Origin of the sequence: Parageobacillus sp. KH3-4 (assembly GCF_022846435.1) — a bacterium.
GTDB classification, from domain to species: domain Bacteria; phylum Bacillota; class Bacilli; order Bacillales; family Anoxybacillaceae; genus Parageobacillus; species Parageobacillus thermoglucosidasius_A.
The window spans coordinates 2,491,986-2,513,605 of record NZ_AP025627.1 but is presented as its reverse complement, the minus strand read 5'-3'; the positions used below and the strand labels follow the sequence as shown (position 1 = coordinate 2,513,605).

The 21,620-nt window shown below is 45.9% G+C and carries 17 protein-coding genes and 3 pseudogenes; 15 read left to right on the top strand and 5 right to left on the bottom strand.

The features are described from left to right. The first annotated feature begins 296 nt into the window (after positions 1–296). Entirely contained in the window at positions 297–449 is a 153-nt protein-coding gene (locus MWM02_RS12670; protein WP_244402165.1) for a hypothetical protein, read from the top strand. A 48-nt stretch (positions 450–497) separates the two neighbouring features. On the opposite strand, the gene MWM02_RS12665 is transcribed toward MWM02_RS12670, so the two are convergent. The 3 genes from MWM02_RS12665 to MWM02_RS12655 form a co-directional block, all read right to left on the bottom strand. After that, complete coding sequence (locus MWM02_RS12665) at positions 498–1,445, bottom strand: ATP-grasp domain-containing protein (protein ID WP_064550933.1); 948 nt, start codon at positions 1,443–1,445, stop codon at positions 498–500. Next, positions 1,414–2,508, bottom strand: a complete 1,095-nt coding sequence (locus MWM02_RS12660) for an LLM class flavin-dependent oxidoreductase (protein ID WP_244402164.1) — start codon at positions 2,506–2,508, stop codon at positions 1,414–1,416. The genes MWM02_RS12665 and MWM02_RS12660 overlap by 32 nt, the downstream gene beginning before the upstream one ends. 530 nt (positions 2,509–3,038) lie before the next feature. Further along, positions 3,039–4,550 (bottom strand): glycine betaine uptake BCCT transporter, encoded by a 1,512-nt coding sequence (locus MWM02_RS12655; protein ID WP_244402163.1) that lies wholly within the window; start codon positions 4,548–4,550, stop codon positions 3,039–3,041. A 232-nt stretch (positions 4,551–4,782) separates the two neighbouring features. Here MWM02_RS12655 and MWM02_RS12650 point away from each other — a divergent pair, with 232 nt between their 5' ends. From MWM02_RS12650 to hfq, 4 genes are all read left to right on the top strand, one after another. Next, positions 4,783–6,135, top strand: a complete 1,353-nt coding sequence (locus MWM02_RS12650) for an MDR family MFS transporter (protein ID WP_244402162.1) — start codon at positions 4,783–4,785, stop codon at positions 6,133–6,135. Positions 6,136–6,220: 85 nt separating this feature from the next. Continuing rightward, positions 6,221–7,912 (top strand): methyl-accepting chemotaxis protein, encoded by a 1,692-nt coding sequence (locus MWM02_RS12645; RefSeq protein WP_064551282.1) that lies wholly within the window; start codon positions 6,221–6,223, stop codon positions 7,910–7,912. Positions 7,913–8,040: 128 nt separating this feature from the next. Continuing rightward, positions 8,041–8,988 (top strand): tRNA (adenosine(37)-N6)-dimethylallyltransferase MiaA, encoded by a 948-nt coding sequence (gene miaA / locus MWM02_RS12640; protein ID WP_064550929.1) that lies wholly within the window; start codon positions 8,041–8,043, stop codon positions 8,986–8,988. 32 nt (positions 8,989–9,020) lie between these two features. Next, positions 9,021–9,245 (top strand): RNA chaperone Hfq, encoded by a 225-nt coding sequence (gene hfq, locus MWM02_RS12635; RefSeq protein ID WP_064550928.1) that lies wholly within the window; start codon positions 9,021–9,023, stop codon positions 9,243–9,245. A 146-nt stretch (positions 9,246–9,391) separates the two neighbouring features. Here the strand turns inward: hfq and MWM02_RS12630 are convergent, their stop codons facing one another. Further along, positions 9,392–9,538, bottom strand: coding sequence for a hypothetical protein (locus MWM02_RS12630; RefSeq protein ID WP_157778153.1), 147 nt, complete (start codon positions 9,536–9,538; stop codon positions 9,392–9,394). A gap of 134 nt (positions 9,539–9,672) precedes the next feature. Here MWM02_RS12630 and spoVK point away from each other — a divergent pair, with 134 nt between their 5' ends. The 7 genes and pseudogenes from spoVK (at position 9,673) to MWM02_RS12595 (ending at position 17,736) form a co-directional block, all read left to right on the top strand. Next, positions 9,673–10,605 (top strand): stage V sporulation protein K, encoded by a 933-nt coding sequence (spoVK, locus tag MWM02_RS12625; protein WP_064550927.1) that lies wholly within the window; start codon positions 9,673–9,675, stop codon positions 10,603–10,605. A 247-nt stretch (positions 10,606–10,852) separates the two neighbouring features. Continuing rightward, a pseudogene (locus tag MWM02_RS12620) lies at positions 10,853–11,790 on the top strand (AMP-binding protein); the annotation flags it as partial. Between the two features lie 15 nt (positions 11,791–11,805). Next, positions 11,806–12,951, top strand: coding sequence for an acyl-CoA dehydrogenase family protein (locus MWM02_RS12615; RefSeq protein WP_244402161.1), 1,146 nt, complete (start codon positions 11,806–11,808; stop codon positions 12,949–12,951). Positions 12,952–12,966: 15 nt separating this feature from the next. Next, positions 12,967–14,046 carry a CaiB/BaiF CoA transferase family protein gene (locus MWM02_RS12610; protein ID WP_244402160.1) on the top strand — a complete coding sequence of 360 codons (1,080 nt, stop codon included), beginning with the start codon at positions 12,967–12,969 and terminating at the stop codon, positions 14,044–14,046. Positions 14,047–14,049: 3 nt separating this feature from the next. Continuing rightward, the gene (locus tag MWM02_RS12605; RefSeq protein ID WP_244402159.1) at positions 14,050–15,669 is read left to right on the top strand and encodes a long-chain fatty acid--CoA ligase; all 1,620 of its coding nucleotides are present in this window, start codon (positions 14,050–14,052) and stop codon (positions 15,667–15,669) included. Between the two features lie 51 nt (positions 15,670–15,720). After that, positions 15,721–16,570: pseudogene (locus tag MWM02_RS12600) on the top strand (3-hydroxyacyl-CoA dehydrogenase family protein). Positions 16,571–16,587: 17 nt separating this feature from the next. Further along, positions 16,588–17,736, top strand: coding sequence for a thiolase family protein (locus MWM02_RS12595; RefSeq protein ID WP_064550922.1), 1,149 nt, complete (start codon positions 16,588–16,590; stop codon positions 17,734–17,736). Positions 17,737–17,770: 34 nt separating this feature from the next. On the opposite strand, the gene MWM02_RS12590 is transcribed toward MWM02_RS12595, so the two are convergent. Then, positions 17,771–18,391 carry a trimeric intracellular cation channel family protein gene (locus MWM02_RS12590; RefSeq protein ID WP_064550921.1) on the bottom strand — a complete coding sequence of 207 codons (621 nt, stop codon included), beginning with the start codon at positions 18,389–18,391 and terminating at the stop codon, positions 17,771–17,773. A 180-nt stretch (positions 18,392–18,571) separates the two neighbouring features. Between MWM02_RS12590 and hflX the strand changes: the two are divergent. The 3 genes and pseudogenes from hflX (at position 18,572) to MWM02_RS12575 (ending at position 21,584) form a co-directional block, all read left to right on the top strand. Continuing rightward, positions 18,572–19,823: pseudogene (gene hflX, locus MWM02_RS12585) on the top strand (GTPase HflX). 13 nt (positions 19,824–19,836) lie between these two features. Further along, positions 19,837–21,105, top strand: a complete 1,269-nt coding sequence (locus MWM02_RS12580) for a methionine gamma-lyase family protein (RefSeq protein ID WP_064550919.1) — start codon at positions 19,837–19,839, stop codon at positions 21,103–21,105. 74 nt (positions 21,106–21,179) lie between these two features. Then, on the top strand, positions 21,180–21,584 hold the full coding sequence (locus MWM02_RS12575; protein WP_064550918.1) for a MerR family transcriptional regulator: 405 nt from the start codon (positions 21,180–21,182) through the stop codon (positions 21,582–21,584). Positions 21,585–21,620 lie beyond the last annotated feature (36 nt).

Genomic DNA, 21,620 nt, shown 5'->3' with positions numbered 1-21,620 from the left:
ACAAGAGAAAATAATGTTTTTTCGCCATAAAATGTACTTGACAATCAAGTTTTTTGTACATAAGGGCACAAAACAGCGAAGGGACCAAAACACCGACTATGGAGAATTTTTCGCATACCATCTCCGTTTATCAAAGAGTTGATCGCTTTACTAGACTTTCTTATTAAAAAGGCGGAACGAAACATGGAAGCATTCGCCGTGTTTGTCGCTTATTAACCCAACGTCCAAAAAGGACGGAAGCAGAAAAGCGGGAAGTACAACGATGGTGTGCGCCCTGTTTATGGGCGGCTGTATCGTTGAAGAAGAGGCGCCAGCTGAGCGCAATGTTTGACCATCCAAAACATGAACGGACAAAACTATTTTTATCGAAAGTACTGGAATCGCGCATTTTTCTTTGTTGCACAAGCGAAATGACAGGCATCTCATGCTGCTTCCATCCGCATGCATAAATAAGCCCTGGTTTTTATGCCTACAAAAACCAGGGCTATATTTATGCTTTATGCTAAAGCGGCTTGAAGACGCTTTAATTCTTCACCTAAAAACTTGGCCACTTCTAGCATGCCAAACTTGCCGGCGCGCGCTTCCGCTTCCGAATTGTAGTTCGTATTGGTGTTGACATCGTACGTAAAAATCGTGCCGTTTTGGTCGCGGATAAACTCGATGCCGGCGATATGAATATCATTGGCGCGCAAAAATTGCTCGTATTTCTCGAGTATCGGGTCGGAAAAACCGTCGATAATTTCAAATTTCGGACGCGTTGCCGTTTCGCCGACCGGACAGAATAAATCGCCGATTTGGCAAGCATCTGCCGGGCAAAGCTCAAACCCTTCCGATGTGTCTACGCGCACGGCATACATAAACTTGCCGCCGACAAATTCACAACGGGTGATAAACGGCTCTGGCGCTTGAATGTATTCTTGCACCAGCGTAATGCCGTCGACCGAATCCTCAAAGGCAGGGCTTTCGAGATATTGCTGAAGCGCTTCAATGGAATGGAACAACTGCACGCCAAGCCCTTTTCCAGCGCGGTTATGTTTCGTAATAAACGACGGCGCGCCAAGCTGTTTCGCCGCTTCCACGATTTGTTCCTTGCCGACGGCAGCGATCGTTTTCGGCGTGCGGATTCCATGCGCATTTAACGCCATATATTGATTTACTTTGCTGACTTCTAAGCGGAGCGCTCGGCTTCCGTTGAGCACCCGGCGCCCATGGCGCTCGAGCCAGGCGAGCACCGCTTCCGTGAGTTCCGGGGCAAAACGATGGGCCCGCGTATGGGAAGAGGCGCTCATTCGGCTGTAAAATATCCCTTCCGGCGGCGGCGCCGATAAATCGACCGTCCCCTTGTCTAAAAACCATTCTTCATAAGGCAGACCCAGCTCGTCCAACCGCTGCGTTAAATGCACGGTCCATTCGCTATTTTCGTGAATAATGTAAATTTTGCTCATCTTGCTTTCCCCCTTTTGCCGCGAGCTTGTTCCGGCGCTCCTCGACAAGCGGCATTACTTGTTTGGCAAACCGCTCCATTTCCTCTAATTGCGGAGAAAATTGTAATAACAATAAATCAACGCCTGCATTTTCATATGCCAAAATACGATCGGCAATTTGCTCCGGCGTGCCGACGAAGTTTGGCCGCAGTCCACGGTTGGATACAGAATAGTCTTGCAATTTTAATTGCAATTCAAGCTGGGATTTGCTGACAAAATCATGATATCCTGCATAGCCGCTTGATAATTTGACGTCGGTAATACGCTGTAGTTCCGCCTGCGCTGCCTCCTCGCTGTCGCGGCAAATGACAAACGCCGCCATGCCAAACGAGCGAAACGGCTCTTTTCCTGCCTGCCGGCGGCGCTGTTTCATGTCGGCAACTTTGCGGGCGATTTCTTCGACTGTTCCGCCGTGCATCACATACGCATCGCAATGCTCGACAATCGCTTGTTTTCCTCGTTCGCTCTCGCCGCCGGCGTATAAAATCGGATGCGGCTTTTGCACCGGCTTTGGCGCTAAATGGGCTCCTTTGACTTCATAAAATTTCCCTTGGAAATGAAACACATTGTTCGTCCACATCCCTTTTAACACTTGGACGAATTCTTCGGTGCGATCATAGCGCTTATCATGCTCGGTAAAAATACCACCATATTGACGCGCTTCTTCTTCCCACCATGCTGATACGATATTCAGCGTAAAGCGGCCGTTGCTAATGTGGTCAATATTGGCCGCCATTTTTGCCGTAACAGCCGGATTATGGAAACCAGGGCGGACTGCCGTCATAATTTCCAATTTTTCTGTCACCGCCGCTAGTGCCGCCGCTGTTGACCATGCTTCCAACGAATCGCTCTCCGGCCCTTTTATATCATTTAAATACAGCTCTGCGACTAATGTTGTGCTATATCCCCACTGTTCCGCTTTTTGCGCCACCGTTTTCGCATATTCAAACGTCGCCGGCATGTTTTCATCTTCAACGTTGCGCAGCCAGCCTCCGAAAATCGGCAGCCAAAATCCATATCTCATTTTGTCTCTCCTCCCCATGATAAAAAATGAAAAACTTCTTCGATAAGAAGAAGTGTTGCGCTTCACCTTATCTTCTAGAACCGACTGTTCAGCTAGAATTCATAGGACAGTATTTCCGCTACTCTTGATTGGATTTGCAATTTATTTTCCGTTATTTCTTATCGGTTTTATATGATTTATTTCATCTTACCATAACTTATTGACAGCGTCAATGAAACTCTTTGGTCCTTTTACGTTTGTGGATCTACTGGCGCCGATGGGAAGGGGAGTTGACCAACAAACCGCTGAACAACGAGATAAAAAAAATTAAACAATGATCGTCGAGCGCAATTATTATTTCGCCGGAAAGGGGAGCTATAGTGTTTACTGGATCTGATGTTAAAATGGGTGTTAAGCGTTTGTCCTTTTTTCGCCATAAAAAATCCCCTCCCAAGTAGACAATTAAGAACATCATATCAAATGTCCTCTGTTTTTGCTGTCTACTTGTAGGGGATAATATCAGCCGGCAATGCGAGGCATTCGCTTTTTATTTATATTCGTTTTTTGGCAATAGGCTCTTTTTGAAACGAACGAATTAACGAGATGACGATCAAAATCATGATGATCGCAAACGGAAACGCCGCGATGATCGATGCGGTTTGCAGCGCTTCTAAACCGCCTGTCCAAAGCAAGATGACAGCGGCTGCCGCTTGAACGATCCCCCAAATAAATTTTACGGAATTTGGTGGGTTCAACATCCCATTTGTTGTTTGCATACTGAGAACGAACGTAGCTGAATCGGCTGATGTGACGAAAAATGTGCAAATGAGTAAAATCGCCAGCCCAGATAAAATCGCACCGAGCGGAAACTGGTACAACATGAAAAACAGAGCTGTTTCCATTCCTTTTTCATTCATAACATCCATAATCTCAATATGTCGAAATTGTTCTAAATATAGCGCTGAACCGCCGAAAATGGAAAACCATAAGGCGCTGAATACTGTTGGTACAGCTAACACTCCGATCATAAATTCGCGAATTGTGCGCCCTTTGGAAATGCGGGCGATAAACGTTCCAACAAACGGCGCCCACGCGATCCACCATGCCCAATAAAAAATTGTCCACGATTTTGGCCAGTCGCTTTGTTCAAACGGCGCCAACTGAAAACTCATGGACGGCAAGTTTTGCAAATAAGAACCAATTGTTGTTGTAAATACGTCCATAATAAAGTTCGTCGGGCCAGCAAAAAGCAAAAAAAACATCAGCAGAACGGCAAGAATGATGTTCATATCGCTCAATATTTTAATTCCTTTATTCAATCCTGTTTGCGCGGAAAGCATAAATAAAAATGTAACAATGATAATAATCATCAATTGAGTTGTAAAGTTATTTGTTATTGATGGAAATAAATGTGACAATCCTCCGCCAATTTGAATTGCTCCAAGCCCTAACGAAGTTGCAACGCCAAAGGTCGTTGCGTATACAGAGAGCGTATCAATCGCGACACCGACAGCGCCATTTGTTTTGTCGCCAAATATTGGCCGCAATGCGCGGCTAATGACACCTGGTTCTTTTTTGCGAAATTGGAAATATGCAAGCGCCAGCGCAATTACGCCATAAATTGCCCACGGATGCAGCCCCCAATGGAAAAAGGCGTACCGCATCGCCGTGCGCGCCGCTTCCGGCGTTCCTCCTTCTCCGGCAGGTGGCTCGTAATAATGGGAAATTGGTTCAGCCACCCCCCAAAACACTAACCCGATTCCCATACCGGCACTAAATAACATTGCAAACCATGTGATGTTGCTATATTCCGGCTTCTCATCGTCCGCACCAAGACGAATATTGCCGTACTTCGAAAAGATTAAAAATAAACAAAAAACAAGAAATGTTGTCGCCGCCAATAAATAAAACCAGCCGAATTTATCAATTAAAAAGGAATGCACCGCTGTACTGACAGCACCCAAGTTATAATCGGGCAGCTTGTTGGCAGGAATCATCCCCCAAAAAATAAATAAAGCAGCAATCGCTATTGAGAAATAAAATACGCTTGTTGTTTTTTTCATCCAATTCCTCCTTTAGTTTAGTATAAGTATGTGCCGTTGAGGATCGTGTTAGCGTTTTCGGGCGCCGGAGAAGGAAATATAAAACTTTCCAATTTTATGGTAACGAAAAAATACGGAAAAAGCAATTGATTCGTTTCGTTGTAAAAAGCATTTTCTTTGTATGAAAGCAATGATGTCGTGTAAAATAAGGTATTCATGATAGATAAGATAAATAAAGAGGGGGACAGATGCAGTGAATAGCAAAATATCTGTAATGGTAAGCATTGTGCTCGCGATGCTCGTGGCATCGATGGATACAACAATCATGAATACGACGATGCCGATTATTGCGAAAGAACTCGGAGGATTTTCTCTTTACGCGTGGTCGTTTGCCTCTTACATGATTACGACGACCGTTCTTTCTCCAATCGCCGGGAGGCTTTCCGACATTTTTGGGAGAAAGAAAGTGTTTAGCTTCGGCATTATTTTATTTCTAATCGGTTCTCTTCTTTGCGGGATGTCGCAAAATATGGTTCAGCTTGTTATATTCCGCGCGCTGCAAGGAATTGGCGCTGGTTTTATGATGCCGTTTCCTGCCATCATTGCCGGGGATTTGTTTCCAATTGAAAAGCGCGGCAAAATTCAAGCGTTTTTTACGGCGATGTGGGGGATTTCCGCCGTTTTGGCGCCGCTGTTAGGATCGTTGTTTGTCGAATACGCATCATGGCGCTGGATTTTTTATATTAATATCCCGCTTTGCTTGCTTTCCTTGCTCACACTATTGCCATATAAAGAAGTGTACGAACCAAAGCAGGCGGCGATTGACTACATCGGAGCGGCATTATTTGCGACCGCGATCAGCCTTTTTCTGTTGACGACGGTGGTCGAAAGCAACTATTGGACGTATGGCGTTATTGGCGCTGTGCTATTAGTTGTTTTTTACTTATATGAAAAAAAGCAAGCGTCTCCGCTTGTTCCATTGGCGCTCGTGCAGCATAAAACGTTAAAATGGATGAACATGAACGGGTTTGTCAGCTGTGTCGCTTTATTCGGTACATCAAGCTACATACCGCTATTTTTGCAAAATATCGTGCACCAATCGGTGTTTGTGAGCGGTGTCGCCCTTTTAGGCATGTCGATTGGTTGGATGATTGCGGCTGTACCGGCAGGAAAATGGATTTTACGTTACGGGTATCGCATTTTATTGATTATCGGAAACGTTCTTCTTGTGCTTTCTGGACTGTTGCTTGCGCTTTTAAATGAAAGCTACGGATTTTTGTACGTCTTTTTTGTCATGTTCATTCAAGGGCTATCGTTTGGATTAACATCTACCGTCGGTATCATCGGTTCGCAGCAGCTTGCCGATGCACATGAAAAGGGAATCGCGACTTCGTTTTTCATGTTTTGTCGCAATATTGGCACAGCCATTGGCGTCACGATTATGGGTGCCTTTTTAACGAAAGCGGCCGATTTTATGACAGGCATCCATCATCTGTTTTTGTTTGGTTTTATCGGCAGTATTGTCGCTTTAGTCACATCGTTGTTCATTTACGATGAGTCGGAACAAGAAAAAAATAATTTGTTTCGTTCTGGAGAGATGCTCTAAATATTTGGGTTGATATGCCGATAATAAAAAAAGAGAAGTATTTTCTATCAGGGGAATATATGGTGCAATGAACGGGGGATTTGACATGAACATGACTGTAAGAAAGAAACTGACAGCAGGATTTGGCGTGATATATTTGTTGTTAGTGATACTTGTCGGTTTTGCTTACTATGAAATTTCCACGATTGATGCTAATTATACGCGCCTTGTCCATGATAAAGTTCCAAATGTTGTTAATGTTAAACAGTTGGAAATTGCTATTCGGCGCGAACAAGGAAGCATGCGCGGCTATTTGCTTATCGGCGATGAAACATCATTAACCAACTTTACGGCAGCGCACAATGAGTATAAAAAACTAAGCAAAGAATTAGAAAAAACGTTGACAAGAACAGACACAAAAGAATTGCTCGCGAGATTGAATGAATTGGAACAGCGGTTTTACGAACTAGGACAAAAGTCGTTTCAATTGAAGAACGAAAACAATGTCGAGGCATATACACAGCTAATAGCCACGACGGGTAGAGACATTACAACGCAATTTGACACCGTGGCACAGCAGCTGACGGAAATTCAGCAAAGAGATATGAAGCAGGCGAGTGAAGCGACGACATCGGAATCTAAGGCCATTAAATCATGGATGATCATCATTGGGATAGCGGCACTTGTGCTTGGCAGCATTGTTACCTTTTACATCAGCCGCATCCTTTCCCGCCCGCTTCTTACTCTTTCTGAAGCGGCAAAACGAATTGCCGATGGCGATTTGACCGGAAAGAAAATTGTCGTTCACAACCGTGACGAAATCGGAGAACTGGCGGCATCGTTTAACCAAATGGCAAGAAATTTGCGTGATGTACTAGAGCAAGTGACGATGAGCGCCGAACAAGTCGCGTCGTCTTCTGAACAATTGACAGCAAGCGCCGAACAGACAAGCAAGGCGACGGAACAAATTGCGTTAACCATTCAAGATGTTGCCGCAGGTGTGGAAAAACAGGTGCAAAGCGTAGAAGAAACATCCGAAAAGATCGAGCAAATGTCTGAAGGAATTCAACAAATTTCCGAACGCGCACAAAACGTGTCGGCGATTGCGATGCAAACGTCGGAAAAAGCGTCGGAAGGCGTAAAAACAGTTCAAACGGCCGTCGCGCAAATGAATACAGTCAATGATACCGTTGAGCGCCTTGCAGGGGTCGTAAAAGGATTAGGAAATCGTTCTGAACAAATCGGAAAAATTACCGAAGTGATCAGCGGAATTGCTGCGCAGACGAATCTTTTGGCGCTGAACGCGGCGATTGAAGCCGCGCGGGCAGGCGAGCATGGACGAGGCTTTGCGGTTGTGGCCGATGAAGTGCGGAAATTGGCTGAACAATCGGCACAGTCGGCGCAACAAATTGCTTCGCTAATCGCGATGATTCAAGAGGAAACAAACGAAGCTGTTCAATCGATGGAAACGGTGCAAAAAGAAGTGGCGAATGGCACCGGTGCTATCAGCACATCCGGAGAAGCTTTTCGACAAATTCAGACCTCTGTTCATGAAGTTGCGGCGCAAATTCAAGACGTTTCCGCTTCCGTACAGCAAATGTCAGCTGCTGTGGAACAAGTAGCGCAATCGATGCAGCTAGTGACGCAAATTGCCGAATCCGCCGCGGCGGGAACGCAAGAAGTATCGGCGTCAACAGAAGAACAGCTTGCATCGATGGAGGAAATTTCTGCTTCGTCTGCTTCTTTGGCAAAAATGGCAGAAGACTTGCAATCACTTGTAAAACGATTCAACGTGTAGCGAACGTCCATTGCGGCGTTCGTTTCTTTTTTGTCATTTTATCACGAAAAATACATGCAAAATTTTTGTTTATTTGGATATAATAAATAAATGTACATAATGATGAAAGAAAGTAGTGAAAGTTACCGATGGGAGAGAAGCTTGTCGTCATCATCGGACCGACCGCCGTAGGAAAAACGAAGCTAAGCATTGTTTTAGCGAAACGGTTACATGGAGAAATTATCAGCGGCGATTCGATGCAAATTTATAAAGGAATGGACATCGGCACGGCGAAAATTAAACCGGAGGAAATGGAAGGGATTCCGCATCATTTGCTTGACATTAAAGAACCGTGGGAATCGTTTTCCGTCGTCGAATTTCAACATCTTGCACGTTCGCTTATTCATGAAATTTCCGAGCGTGGACGCCTGCCGATGATTGTCGGCGGCACGGGGCTTTACATTCAATCCGTCATTTATGACTACCGTTTTTCGGCGGCTCCTTCCGATGAGGCATATCGTCGCCAACTTCGGCAGATCGCCAAGGATAAAGGAGAAATGGCCCTTTACGACATGCTGAAAGGGGTTGATCCGGAAAGCGCAGCGCGGATCCATCCACGCAATATTCGCCGCGTCATCCGCGCGCTAGAAATATATCATTGCACGGGTAAGACGATGACGGAATGGCAGCAGGGACAAACAAAAAAGCTTCTTTACGATGCGGCGATTATTGGACTGACAATGAAACGTGAACAGCTGTATCGTCGTATTAATGAACGGGTAGACGAAATGCTTGCCGAAGGGCTGCTGGAAGAAGCGAAGGCATTATACGACCGCGGCATTCGCAATTGCCAATCCGTCCAAGCGATTGGTTATAAGGAGCTGTATGCCTATTTTGAGGGGCGCGTCTCTTTAGAAGAAGCGATTGAACAGCTGAAACAAAACTCACGACGCTACGCGAAGCGACAACTCACATGGTTTCGCAATCAAATGCCTGTGCAATGGTTCGATATGACCGATGTAGCAAAGTTTGACGAGAAAGCGGAGGAAATTTTTCAATACGTAGCAGGAAAGCTTCAATTAGAAGCGAATATATAAAATAGGTAGAGAGAAAAAGAGGAGGACGTCTTATGAAAAATTCGATTAACATTCAAGACCAATTTTTAAATCAATTGCGAAAAGAAGGAACACAAGTCACCGTATTTTTATTGAATGGTTTTCAGCTCCGAGGTTATATCAAAGGGTTTGACAATTTTACTGTGCTGTTGGAAGTTCAAGGAAAACAACAGCTCATTTATAAGCATGCGATTTCTACGTTCGCGCCGGAAAAAAATGTTCAATTTGAGACAGAGTAATTGTCGTGCCAAAATTGGATAGCGACGCAAACAGCAAAGTGCCCGTCAATGAAGGCGGGCGCTTTTTTACTCGTAAAAACAGATCGTGCTGAATAAAATATACAAAACTTTATTTCTTTTGAAGCTTGCGGAATCATATTTTCGGATTAAGTCCCGGACATCGTATAAAAAGGAAGCGGCAAAAAGTTGTTTTCTTGAATTTGCTGGACGGAGAGGGGAATGTTGCACAATAATGAGGGATTGGCGTTTTTCCAAGCATGCTGATGCAGGCCAGCGATTTGCTGTTCAACCATCGAAGAGGAATTTCCTGTTTGCTCCTTTCGCTTGGGCGATTGTCACGAATTGGCGATGCAGAACGTATACTGATAAAGAATAATGAAGCGGTGAAAAAGAAAGCGATGAAACGGGAAAGTGAGGTGACGCCCCATTGTCGGAATTGACGATGAACAAAGCAAAAGGGCAAATTAATGTTGTCCTCAATTCGAAAAATATTAATCATCTTGTCAAAGACGATCGGAATGAAATAATTAATTACGAGGAGCATCGCGTGTTAAAAGATATCCAAAAAGAACTGGATCAACTGATCGGGCTTGATCATGTCAAAAAAATCATTAAAGAAATTTATGCGTGGCTATATATTAACAAAGTTCGCAAAGAAAATGGGCTAAAATCGAATAAGCAGGCGCTTCATATGATTTTTAAAGGAAATCCCGGCACGGGGAAAACGACGGTGGCGCGTTTGTTGGGAAAACTGTTTTTTGAAATGAACGTTCTTTCAAAAGGGCATTTTATTGAGGCGGAACGGGCCGATTTAGTCGGAGAATATATCGGGCATACGGCAAACAAGACGAGAGATTTAATTAAAAGGGCGCGCGGCGGCATTTTGTTTATCGATGAAGCGTATTCCCTCGCGCGCGGCGGGGAAAAAGACTTTGGAAAAGAAGCAATCGACACGCTTGTAAAAGGAATGGAAGATTATTGCGATGATTTAGTTGTCATTTTGGCGGGGTATCCGAAAGAGATGGACTATTTTTTATCATTAAATCCAGGGTTGCCTTCCCGTTTTCCATTAACCATCGAGTTCCCTGATTATACGGTCGATGAACTGGTGAAAATCGCCAAACAAATGTTGCGCGAACGGGAGTACGAATTCACGCCGGAAGCGGAGCGAAAACTATATTATCATATGGAAGAAATGCTTGAGGCGAAACAGTGCGGAAAATTCAGCAACGGGCGCTATGTGCGCAACTTGATTGAAAAAGCGATTCGCAAACAGGCGGTGCGCTTGTTACACGAAGGGAAATATGATAAAAAGGAGCTAGCGCTGATCCGCGGTCGGGATCTTATAGTAGGCACGTAAGCGAGAAAGGGGAAATGGCCCTTTCTTTTTTATGCAAATAGAGGAGTTTTTGATAATGTGTAGAATAGTTACACATAAAGAAGTCGGGCGATTAATATTCATAATAGTATTTATATTTGATATTTTATTTATATTAAAACAATAAAATAATACTGATGTTTTAAAATGACAAGGGGCTATGCACATGTAGATGAAGATTGGCGAAGTAGTTTTTCCATGCTTTGCATTTCAGTGATGTGAATTCGCGGTTGTCGCCGCGCCGATGTCTCATTGTGCGGAGTTGCATTGCTGCTTTTTGCCGCGCGTTCATACGAGTGCCGTAAACATCATTGTCCATCATTTCGCCCCAAAGTTAATGCTACAAACGGTTGAATAAGAAAAAATTACGTTGTTGTTCGCCGCGCCGACGATATGGAATCTGCTTTTTGCCAAAGAAACTTAGCGATTATAATTTATCATCACTTCGCCTTGGATTGTACGGCGCCGCTCCAATGGCTCCTGTTCTTGGCAAAGAATGTAAAGAACGGTTAGGAATCGATCTTATTCAGGCATAAGGCATGATGGAAATGGGACCGGCAGTGACGTTTTTGCTGAAAGATGAGCAGCTGACAAAAGCCGGATCTGCCGGGCGCATCTGCCTAAATCATGAAGTTCGTGTCGTCAGGTCGCGGGAAGACGGTCCGTCTGACCCGGATGACGTGCTTCCGCCAGGGGAAGTCGGCGAAATTATTATGAGAGGTCCTGGCATGATAGTCGGCTATTATAACCGGGAGAAAGCAGCCACAAGGGCGATGTATAAAAAGATGGCATCATTCCGGCGATTTAAGCTGTATGGATGAAGACAGCTATTTGTATGTGGCTGACCGTGTCTATGACATGCATTAACGGCGGGGAAAACGCCTACCCGCGCGAAGCGGAAGATGGGCTATGCAAACATCATGGCGTGATCGATGTTGCTGTTGTCGGCACGCCGGATGAATAGAAGAAAAAGTCGTTGCTTTCGTGGTGAAAAAAGATCCAAGCGTTACCGCATAATATTCTAAAAATTTTTAAAATAGCGATTATCTCGCATCTTGCAACCGGCCGCGCGCTTATTATTTCGTTGGTGCTTTGCTGAGAAACGCGAGCAGGAAAATTCAAAAGTGTTTGCTCTGCGTGCAAATGAAAAACGCGACAAAAATCTGAAAGCGAGGGGATGGGATGACCGCTGCATATTTACGCGAAGAGCACCATATTTTCCGCGATGCCTTTCGCAAGTTTTTAGAAAAAGAAGCGTATCCGTACTATTCGGAATGGGAACAAAAAGGAATCATTCCCCGTTCGTTTTGGACGAAAATGGGAGAAAACGGTTTTCTCTGTCCGTGGGTCGATGAAACGTACGGTGGCTTCAATGCGGATTTTGCGTATTCGGTTGTGATTAACGAGGAATTAGAAAAAGTTGGTTCGAGTATGGTCGGCATCGGCTTGCATAACGATATTGTCGTTCCGTATCTCGCTTCTTACGGTACGGAAGAACAAAAGCGAAAGTGGCTCCCGAAGTGCGTATCCGGCGAAATCATTACAGCGATTGCGATGACCGAGCCGGGAGCTGGATCGGACTTGGCGGGGATTTCCACAACGGCGAGCAAAGACGGCGATTACTACATCGTCAACGGACAAAAAACGTTTATTACCAACGGCATTCATGCCGACTTAGTCGTTGTTGCCTGCAAAACAAATCCGGACGCCAAACCGCCGCATAGAGGTATCAGCCTTCTTGTCATCGAGCGCGATACCCCGGGGTTTACGCGCGGAAGAAAGCTTGACAAAGTCGGGCTGCGCGCGCAAGATACGGCCGAACTGTTTTTTCACGATGCGAAAGTGCCGAAAGAAAACTTGCTTGGCGAAGAAGGAAAAGGATTTTATTACTTGATGGAAAAGCTCCAGCAAGAGCGGCTTATAGTGGCGATTGCCGCGCAGACGGCGGCGGAAGTCATGTTTGAGTTGACGAAGAGATATGTAAAGCAGCGGTCGGCGTTTGGAAAGCGAATTAGCGAGTTTCAAACCGTCCAATTCCGCCTTGCCGAAATGGCGACGGAAATCTCCATCGGCCGGACGTTTGTCGATCGCGTCATTGAGGAACATATGCAAGGGAAAAGTGTGGTGGCGCACGTTTCCATGGCGAAATGGTGGATTACGGAAATGGCGAAGCGCATTGCTGCGGAAAGTATGCAGCTCCATGGGGGCTACGGGTATATGGAAGAATACGAGATTGCTAGACGATACCGCGATATCCCCGTCAGCGCGATTTACGCCGGAACAAACGAAATGATGAAAACAATTATTGCGAGAAACCTGGAGTTATAGAAAGAGGGTGACGCCGTGTTAGACGGAGTAACAGTCATCGATTTTTCCCACTACCTTCCCGGTCCGTTTGCCAGCCTCCGTTTAGCTGATTTAGGAGCAGAGGTCATCAAAATTGAACCAAAAACGGGAGATATGATGCGTTCGCTTGCGGAGGAATGCGTGTTTCGCGCAAACAATGCAAGCAAAAAAAGCATTGCCCTGGACTTAAAAAATGAACAGGATTTACAGACGGCAAAACAGCTGATCCGCAAGGCCGATGTCATTATCGAAAGCTTCCGGCCGGGAGTAATGAGACGGCTCGGTTTAAGCTACGAAGATATCCGTGCCATCAATGAAACGGTCATTTACTGTTCGATTAGCGGCTTCGGACAACAGAGCAAGTATTCTTTATTGGGAAGCCATGATTTAAATTACATGGCGATGACCGGAGTGCTGGCGCAGCTGAAAGATCAAGAAGGGCGCCCTGTTCATCCGACGATTACGCTTGCCGATTTGATCGGCAGCATCCATGCGGTCGAGCAAATCGCCGCTGCGCTATATTACCGCGAACGGACAGGAAAAGGAATGTACATTGATCTTTCGCTAGTCGATGGATTGCTATCGATGATGATGAATCATTTTGTCATCGAGCATGATACAGGGAGGAAAAACGGCATCGACGTGCTTGCCGGCACGATCGTTTCCTACCACTTGTACGAAACGAAAGACGGGCGATATGTAAGCCTTGCGGCGCTCGAGAAAAAATTTTGGGAAAACTTTTGCCATGCTGTCGAAAAACCGGAATGGATTCCGCATCATGATTCGCTCGCAAGCGAAGAAAACGAAATTTTTCAAGAGATCGTTCGCTTATTTCAAACGAAAACGCTTCAAGAATGGATCGAATTTAGCCAAACGGTGGATTGCTGCCTTGCTCCCGTACTGGAAGCAGATGAAGCGAAAACGCTGTTTGCCGCGGACAGCTATCGCAAGATGATTCATATTGCCGGTCGGCGCATAGAGGTGGCGACCCGGTATGACGAGGAGTTATGGCAGAAACGAAAACCGGCGCCATCACTCGATGAACATGGCGACCAATTGCGTAAAAAGGAGTGGTGAACGATGATGAATATGCCATTAAACATTTCAACAATGTTAGAGAGAGCGGAAATATTTTTTGCGACGAAACAAGTCGTTTCCCGTATGAAACATGGCATTGTTCGCCATACATATAAAGAAATCGGCGAACGGACAAGGCGGCTTGCCAGCGTCTTGGCTGGTTTTGGAGTTTCCGTCGGCGATCGCGTCGGGACGTTTGCTTGGAACCATCATCGTCATTTAGAAGCATATTTTGCCATTCCAGGCATCGGCGCGGTGCTGCACACGATTAACATCCGCTTGTCACCGCAACATATCGTCTATGTTATTAACCACGCTGACGATCGCGTGTTGCTCATAGACGATGACTTGCTTCCGGCAATTGAAGCAGTGAAAGAGGACATTCCAAACGTTCGCGCGTTTATCGTTATGACGGACGAAGAAGAGCTTCCAGAAACGACGCTTTCTCCTGTTTATCATTATGAAAAATTATTGGGACAAGGTGATCCGAAATTTCCATTTAAAAAAGATCTAGATGAATACCAGCCAGCTGGAATGTGTTACACATCGGCAACGACTGGATATCCAAAAGGGGTTGTATATACGCATCGCAGCACGGTGTTGCATAGCATGGCGCTTGGATTAGCAGATACAAAAGGATTATCAGAAAAAGATGTAGCGATGCCGGTCGTGCCGATGTTCCATGCCAATGCATGGGGCATGCCGTTTGCGGCGACATGGTTTGGTACGACATTGGTCATGCCTGGCCCGGCTTTTACTCCAAAAGTGCTAGCACAATTAATTGAAAGTGAGAAAGTCACCATTGCGGCGGGAGTACCGACCATTTGGCTCGGTTTGTTGCAAGAATTAGAAAAAGGAAACTATGATGTAAGCAGTTTGACGCGCATTATATGCGGAGGGGCAGCAGCGCCAAAAGGAATGATCCGCACATTTGAAGAAAAGTACAAAATTCCGTTTATCCATGCTTATGGCATGACAGAAACAAGCCCGCTTGTTCTAGTATCGCGCCCGAAAAGCTATCAGCAAGACTTGCCTTATGAGGAACAATTAGAATTGCGTGCAAAACAAGGTATTCTCGCTCCAGGTCTGGAAATGAAAGTGATTGGCAAGGACGGGGAAGTGCGCTGGGATGGGCAAGAAATGGGCGAGCTATGTTTGCGCGGTCCGTGGATTGCCGGGGAATATTATAACGATGAGCGGACAAAGGAAGCGTTCCGTGACGGATGGCTGCGCACAGGGGATGTCGTCACCGTCGATGAAGAAGGGTTTGTCAAGATTGTCGACCGCACGAAAGATGTAATTAAAAGCGGTGGAGAGTGGATTTCTTCCGTTGATTTAGAAAACGCGTTAATGGCGCATGAAGCGGTATTTGAAGCGGCCGTTGTCGCCATGCCGCATCCGAAATGGCAAGAACGACCGATTGCATGTGTTGTTTTAAAAGAAGGAAAAACGGTGACGAAAGAAGAGCTTTATGACTTTTTGCGGCCGCAGTTTACAAAATGGTGGCTGCCGGATGACATTGTCTTTATGAAAGAAATACCGAAAACGAGTGTCGGAAAATTTTTAAAACGAAAGCTGCGCGAGGAGATGCAAACCTATTATTCTAGTAAGGATGCTCAATAACAATGATGCGTCTATTGAGCGATAGACTTGATTTTGATTGGAGGAGATGTTATGGCAGAGACGATTGCTGTTGTTGGCGCTGGGGTAATGGGAAGCGGCATTGCCCAATCAGCAGCGATGGCAGGGAAAAACGTCCGTTTATATGATATTTCCGAAGCGGCGCTTGAAAACGGGCTTGCATCGATTCAACAAAGTTTGTCCCGGTTTGTGAAAGCAGGAAAATTATCCGAACAAGACGCGCAGAAAATTTTGCAGCGCATTCGTACTGGCATTGATTTGCAAGAAGCAGTGCAAGAAGCGGATGTCGTCATTGAAGCGGTGCCGGAAGATTTACCATTAAAGAAAGGTGTATTTCAGAAATTAGACCGTTATGCGAAACGGGAGGCTATTTTAGCAACAAACACATCCGAATTAAGCGTGACAGCAATTGCCAGAGCGACGACAAGGCCGGATAAAGTGATCGGCATGCATTGGTTTAATCCGGCTCCGGTCATGAAGCTGATTGAAATCGTGAAAGGAGTGACGACATCCGAAGAGACGGTAGCAGCCATCCAGCAGCTGTCCAAGGAAATTGGCAAAGAAACGGTCGTTGTTAAAGACAGGCAAGGGTTTGTCACGACAAGAGCAATCGCCGCGCATATGATCGAATGCATTCGTATGTATGAAGAAGGAGTCGCGTCCGCTGAGGATATTGATAAAGCCGTTCGCCTCGGATTGAACTATCCGATGGGCCCGCTCGAGCTGGCCGATATGGTCGGATTGGATACGATGCTGTTTGTTAGTGAAAACTTAACGGAAGCTTACGGTGACCGGTTCCGAGCGCCGCAAATTTTGCGCAAGCTCGTCGAGGCCGGACATTTCGGAAGAAAAACAGAAAGGATTTTATACGTACAACAAATGATGCAAGGAGGAAAAGCGATGCGCGAAGTTGTCATTGCCGAAGCGGTGCGCACGCCAGTCGGCAAGCGGAACGGCGTGTTCCGCAACGTACATCCCGTTCATTTAGCGGCGATTGTGCTCGATGAAGTCGTAAAAAGAGCGGGAATCGAAAAGCGGCTTGTCGAAGATATTGTGATGGGATGTGTCACACCGATTGCCGAGCAGGGCTACAATATCGGACGGCTTGCCGCGCTCGAGGCAGGGTTTCCGATCGAAGTGCCAGCCGTGCAAATTAACCGGATGTGCGGCTCGGGGCAGCAGGCGATTCATTTCGCCGCCCAAGAAATTCGCTCTGGCGATATGGACATTACGATTGCTGCCGGCGTCGAGAGCATGACGAAAGTGCCGATTTTAAGCGATGGCAACGAAAAAACGATTCCGCCGTCGCTGCATGAAAAATATGAATTTGTTCATCAAGGCATTTCCGCGGAATTAATCGCCGAAAAGTACGGGCTGACGCGCGAACAGCTGGACGCATATGCATACGAAAGCCATCAGCGCGCGATCAAGGCGCAGGAACAAGGAATATTTGATCAAGAAATCGTGCCTGTGGAAGGTTTGGATAAAGAAGGAACACCAATAATGGTAACAAAAGATGAAGGACCGCGCCGCGATACGTCTCCAGAAGCGCTCGCTTCACTAAGGCCTGTTTTTCAGGAAAACGGAAAAATTACAGCCGGCAATGCGAGTCAAATGAGTGACGGGGCGGCCGCGGTGCTATTAATGGAAAAAGAAACAGCGCGGAAGCTTGGCGCAACGCCAAAAGCGAAGATCATCGCGCAAGCGGTTGTCGGCTCCGATCCGACATATATGCTTGACGGTGTGATTCCTGCGACAAAAAAAGTGCTGCAAAAAGCGGGGTTAACGGTGGATGATATCGATTTAATTGAAATTAACGAAGCGTTTGCTCCTGTTGTCTTGGCGTGGCAAAAGGAAATTGGCGCTCCGTTTTCCAAAGTGAACGTAAACGGCGGCGCCATCGCGCTCGGCCATCCGTTAGGCGCAACCGGTGCGAAATTAATGACATCGCTCGTTTACGAACTTATACGGCGAAACGGCAAATACGGGTTGCTCACGATTTGCATCGGCCACGGGATGGCTACCGCAACGATTATCGAACGGCTGTAACAAAAACCGACGCTATCAATGCGCCGGGTTCTTTTTAGGACTGATCTATGGATTGATTCCGCAATGAACGGTGCGGAAGTTTCCAATTATATGTGTACGATAAAATTCTTAAAAGCGTGACAATAACGAATAATGTATAAAGCTCGGCGGGGGTGGAGGCAAGTTTTGTCCCGACCGCTACGCCGGCGACAATCGCCCATACCGCGTAAATCTCCGCGCGAAGCACTAGCGGTTTTCTGCCGGCGAGGATGTCGCGGATAATTCCGCCGCCGCTGCCCGTGAGCACCGCGGCAACAATCACCGCGCTGAGCGGATGGTTCATTTTTACGGCATAAAGCGCTCCTTGAATGGCAAACGCCGAAAGGCCGAGCGCATCAAAAAAATTTCCCCACCGTTTCCAATGTGCCAACGTTTTTTGCGGAAATAAATAAACGATGGTCATTGCCAATAACGCGACGAGAAACAGCGTTCCTTGCTCCCATAACGCCGATACCGGGACGCCGATGAGCAAATTGCGGATGGCGCCGCCGCCAAACGCGGTAACGATGCCAAGAATATAGACGCCAAGTAAATCATACTCTTCTTCCATCGCGACAATCGCTCCGCTAATCGCGAAGGCAATCGTGCCAATGATGCTCAACACTTCCCATGTCATACGTGCATCCCTTTCATTCTCATTGTACGGTAACAATTGTATGGTCATATAAACAGAAAATCAATCTTCATTATTTTATTATCATCACAAGCTGTATGCTCGTGATATAGCGATTTGCAATCAGATTTGTTATGATGGATGCAGGTTGAGTTATGCTGCTGATGGAAAGAAGGTGCTGCATTGAACGAACGCGAAAAAGTGATTTTAGTCGGGTGCCAGCTTCCTCATATCGATGATGAACGGTTTTTTTACTCCATGGAAGAATTAGCGTCGCTAGTGCATACGGCAAACGGCGAAGTGATCATGACTGTTACGCAAAAGCGGGAAGCGATCCACCCAGCGACATATATCGGAAAAGGCAAAGTAGAAGAACTTGTTCGCCTTGTCCAACAATTGGAACCAGATGTCGTTATTTTTAATGATGAATTATCGCCAAGTCAAACCCGCAACTTGTCAAGGCAGCTATCCGTCCGCATTATTGACAGGACACAGCTTATTTTAGATATATTTGCGCAACGCGCACGTTCCAAAGAAGGAAAACTGCAAGTAGAGCTTGCGCAATTGCAATATTTATTGCCGCGTTTAAGCGGACAAGGAACGGAGTTGTCTCGCCTTGGCGGCGGAATCGGAACAAGAGGACCGGGGGAAACGAAGCTGGAAATGGACCGCCGGCATATTTACCGGCGCATCAATGAAATTAAAGCACAATTGAAAATGGTCGCCGAACATCGCGAGCGATACCGGGAACGCCGCAAAAAAAAATCACGTTTTTCAAATTTCGCTTGTCGGATATACGAATGCAGGAAAATCGACGCTGTTTAATCGCTTGACAGACGCGGATTCGTTAGCAGAAAATTTATTGTTCGCTACCCTCGATCCGCTCACGCGAAAAATAGCGCTCCCAAGCGGCTATACGGCGCTTTTAACAGATACGGTCGGCTTTATTCAAGATTTGCCGACAACGTTGGTGGCGGCGTTTCGCTCTACGCTCGAAGAAGTCAAAGAAGCAGACTTAATTTTGCACGTTGTTGATTCATCGAATCCAGATTATTACCATCATGAACAGACGGTTTACGAATTGCTCGATGAACTAGGTGTCTCCACCGTTCCGATCATTACTGTGTATAACAAACACGATATTGCTCATAGAAGCTTTGTTCCGAGCACAAAGACGGAAGCAATCATCATCAGCGCTTTTAACGCGCATGATTTGCGCAGATTGCGGCAATTTATTGAAGAAACAATGATAAAGCAAATGATTTATTATCACGTATCGATTCCGAGCAATGAGGGGAGGCTGCTGGCTCAGTTAAAAGCGGAAACGATTTTACGAGAGTTGCATTATAATGAAAAATGCGGCATGTATGAATGTAAAGGTTATATGATGCCAAAACATCCGCTATACGGACAATTGCGACAATATCAAAAATAGAAAGGGTCATCATATGTTTACACAGTTGCGACATGGAGAAAAAATCGCTGCACTTGTGAAAGAAATCGAAGCACAAATTGCACCAATCCACAAAGAGATTGATGAACGGATCGATATCAATCAATATCGGGTGTTAGACAGTTTTCGGCGCCATAAAGTAAGTGACAGCCATTTTATTCCATCGACAGGGTATGGATATGACGACATCGGAAGAGATACACTCGAACAAATATATGCGGACGTATTTGGCGGCGAGGCGGGAATTGTCCGTCCACAAATTATTTCCGGAACACATGCGATTTCGATCGCGCTATTCGGCATTCTTCGCCCAGGCGATGAGTTGCTTTACATCACGGGAAATCCGTATGACACGTTAGAAGAAATTGTCGGCATTCGCGGCAGCGGCGTCGGTTCCTTAAAAGAATTTCATATTCATTATCAAAGTGTGCCGTTAACGCCAGAAGGACGCGTTGACTTTGATGCTGTCAAAAACGCGATTAATGAGCGGACAAAAATGATCGGCATTCAGCGATCGAGAGGATATGCGACGCGGCCATCGTTTACAATTGAAGAAATAAGCGAAATGATTTCGTTTGTCAAAGCGGTCAAACCGGACGTTGTTGTATTCGTCGACAATTGCTATGGCGAATTTGTCGAAGAAAAAGAGCCGTGCCACGTCGGTGCGGATTTGATGGCAGGATCGCTGATTAAAAATCCCGGCGGGGGGCTTGCGAAAACAGGAGGATATATCGTTGGAAAAAAACAATATGTGCAGGCATGCTCGTATCGCATGACATCCCCGGGTATCGGCGCCGAAGCGGGCCCGACTCTATACAGCTTGCATGAAATGTATCAAGGGTTTTTTCTAGCTCCCCATATCGTCGGCCAGGCGTTGAAAGGAGCGGTTTTTACGGCGGCGATGCTTGAACGGATCGGTTTAAACACGCAGCCGTCTTGGGATGCGAAGCGGACGGATTTAGTTCAATCAGTGCAATTTGACGATCCGGAGCAAATGATCGCATTTTGCCAAGCGATTCAATTTTCCTCTCCGGTAAATGCGCATTTTACCCCATACCCAAGCTATATGCCCGGCTATGAAGACGACGTCATTATGGCGGCGGGAACGTTTATTCAAGGAGCGAGCATTGAATTAACTGCGGACGGTCCGATCCGCCCCCCATATGTTGCTTACGTGCAAGGAGGATTAACGTATTCGCACGTAAAAATCGCAATTTGTACAGCGATTGATCAATTGCTCGAAAAACAATTAATTTCTTTGTAATAAAATCTAACATTATATTGACATATATTTTAACATGATATAAAATAAATCATCATAAGCGAGGAGGAATTGGCATGAATAGTAATATTCGTCGTTCCATGCCATTGTTTCCGATTGGGATAGTGATGCAATTAACAGAATTGTCGGCCCGCCAAATCCGTTATTATGAGGAGCATGGCCTTGTTTCTCCTGCGCGCACAGAAGGAAATCGCCGCTTGTTTTCGCTAAACGACATCGATCGCCTTCTGGAAATCAAAGATTTAATCGATCAAGGAGTAAACTTGGCCGGCATTAAGCAAATTTTTGCGGCGCGGCAATCGGATAAGAATGAAAAGCAAGGGGAAAAGGCCGAAAAAGTCGTGAAACAAAGCTTATCCGATGAGGAATTGCGCGAAATTTTGCGAACGGAGCTAATGCAGGCGGGGCGTTTCCATCGTGCATCACTTCGCCAAGGAGATCTCGCTCGCTTCTTTCACTAAAATAAATTTCTTTAATGAAAATTAAAATTGGGAGCC

Excerpts from the sequence above, each read along its gene's own strand:
- MWM02_RS12665 (WP_064550933.1), bottom strand. The coding sequence starts at position 1,445 with ATGAGCAAAATTTACATTATTCACGAAAATAGCGAATGGACCGTGCAT.
- MWM02_RS12660 (WP_244402164.1), bottom strand. The coding sequence starts at position 2,508 with ATGAGATATGGATTTTGGCTGCCGATTTTCGGAGGCTGGCTGCGCAAC.
- MWM02_RS12655 (WP_244402163.1), bottom strand. The coding sequence starts at position 4,550 with ATGAAAAAAACAACAAGCGTATTTTATTTCTCAATAGCGATTGCTGCT.
- MWM02_RS12645 (WP_064551282.1), top strand. The coding sequence starts at position 6,221 with ATGAACATGACTGTAAGAAAGAAACTGACAGCAGGATTTGGCGTGATA.
- miaA (WP_064550929.1), top strand. The coding sequence starts at position 8,041 with ATGGGAGAGAAGCTTGTCGTCATCATCGGACCGACCGCCGTAGGAAAA.
- hfq (WP_064550928.1), top strand. The coding sequence starts at position 9,021 with ATGAAAAATTCGATTAACATTCAAGACCAATTTTTAAATCAATTGCGA.
- MWM02_RS12630 (WP_157778153.1), bottom strand. The coding sequence starts at position 9,538 with ATGGTTGAACAGCAAATCGCTGGCCTGCATCAGCATGCTTGGAAAAAC.
- MWM02_RS12615 (WP_244402161.1), top strand. The coding sequence starts at position 11,806 with ATGACCGCTGCATATTTACGCGAAGAGCACCATATTTTCCGCGATGCC.
- MWM02_RS12605 (WP_244402159.1), top strand. The coding sequence starts at position 14,050 with ATGATGAATATGCCATTAAACATTTCAACAATGTTAGAGAGAGCGGAA.
- MWM02_RS12595 (WP_064550922.1), top strand. The coding sequence starts at position 16,588 with ATGCGCGAAGTTGTCATTGCCGAAGCGGTGCGCACGCCAGTCGGCAAG.
- MWM02_RS12590 (WP_064550921.1), bottom strand. The coding sequence starts at position 18,391 with ATGACATGGGAAGTGTTGAGCATCATTGGCACGATTGCCTTCGCGATT.
- MWM02_RS12580 (WP_064550919.1), top strand. The coding sequence starts at position 19,837 with ATGTTTACACAGTTGCGACATGGAGAAAAAATCGCTGCACTTGTGAAA.
- MWM02_RS12575 (WP_064550918.1), top strand. The coding sequence starts at position 21,180 with ATGAATAGTAATATTCGTCGTTCCATGCCATTGTTTCCGATTGGGATA.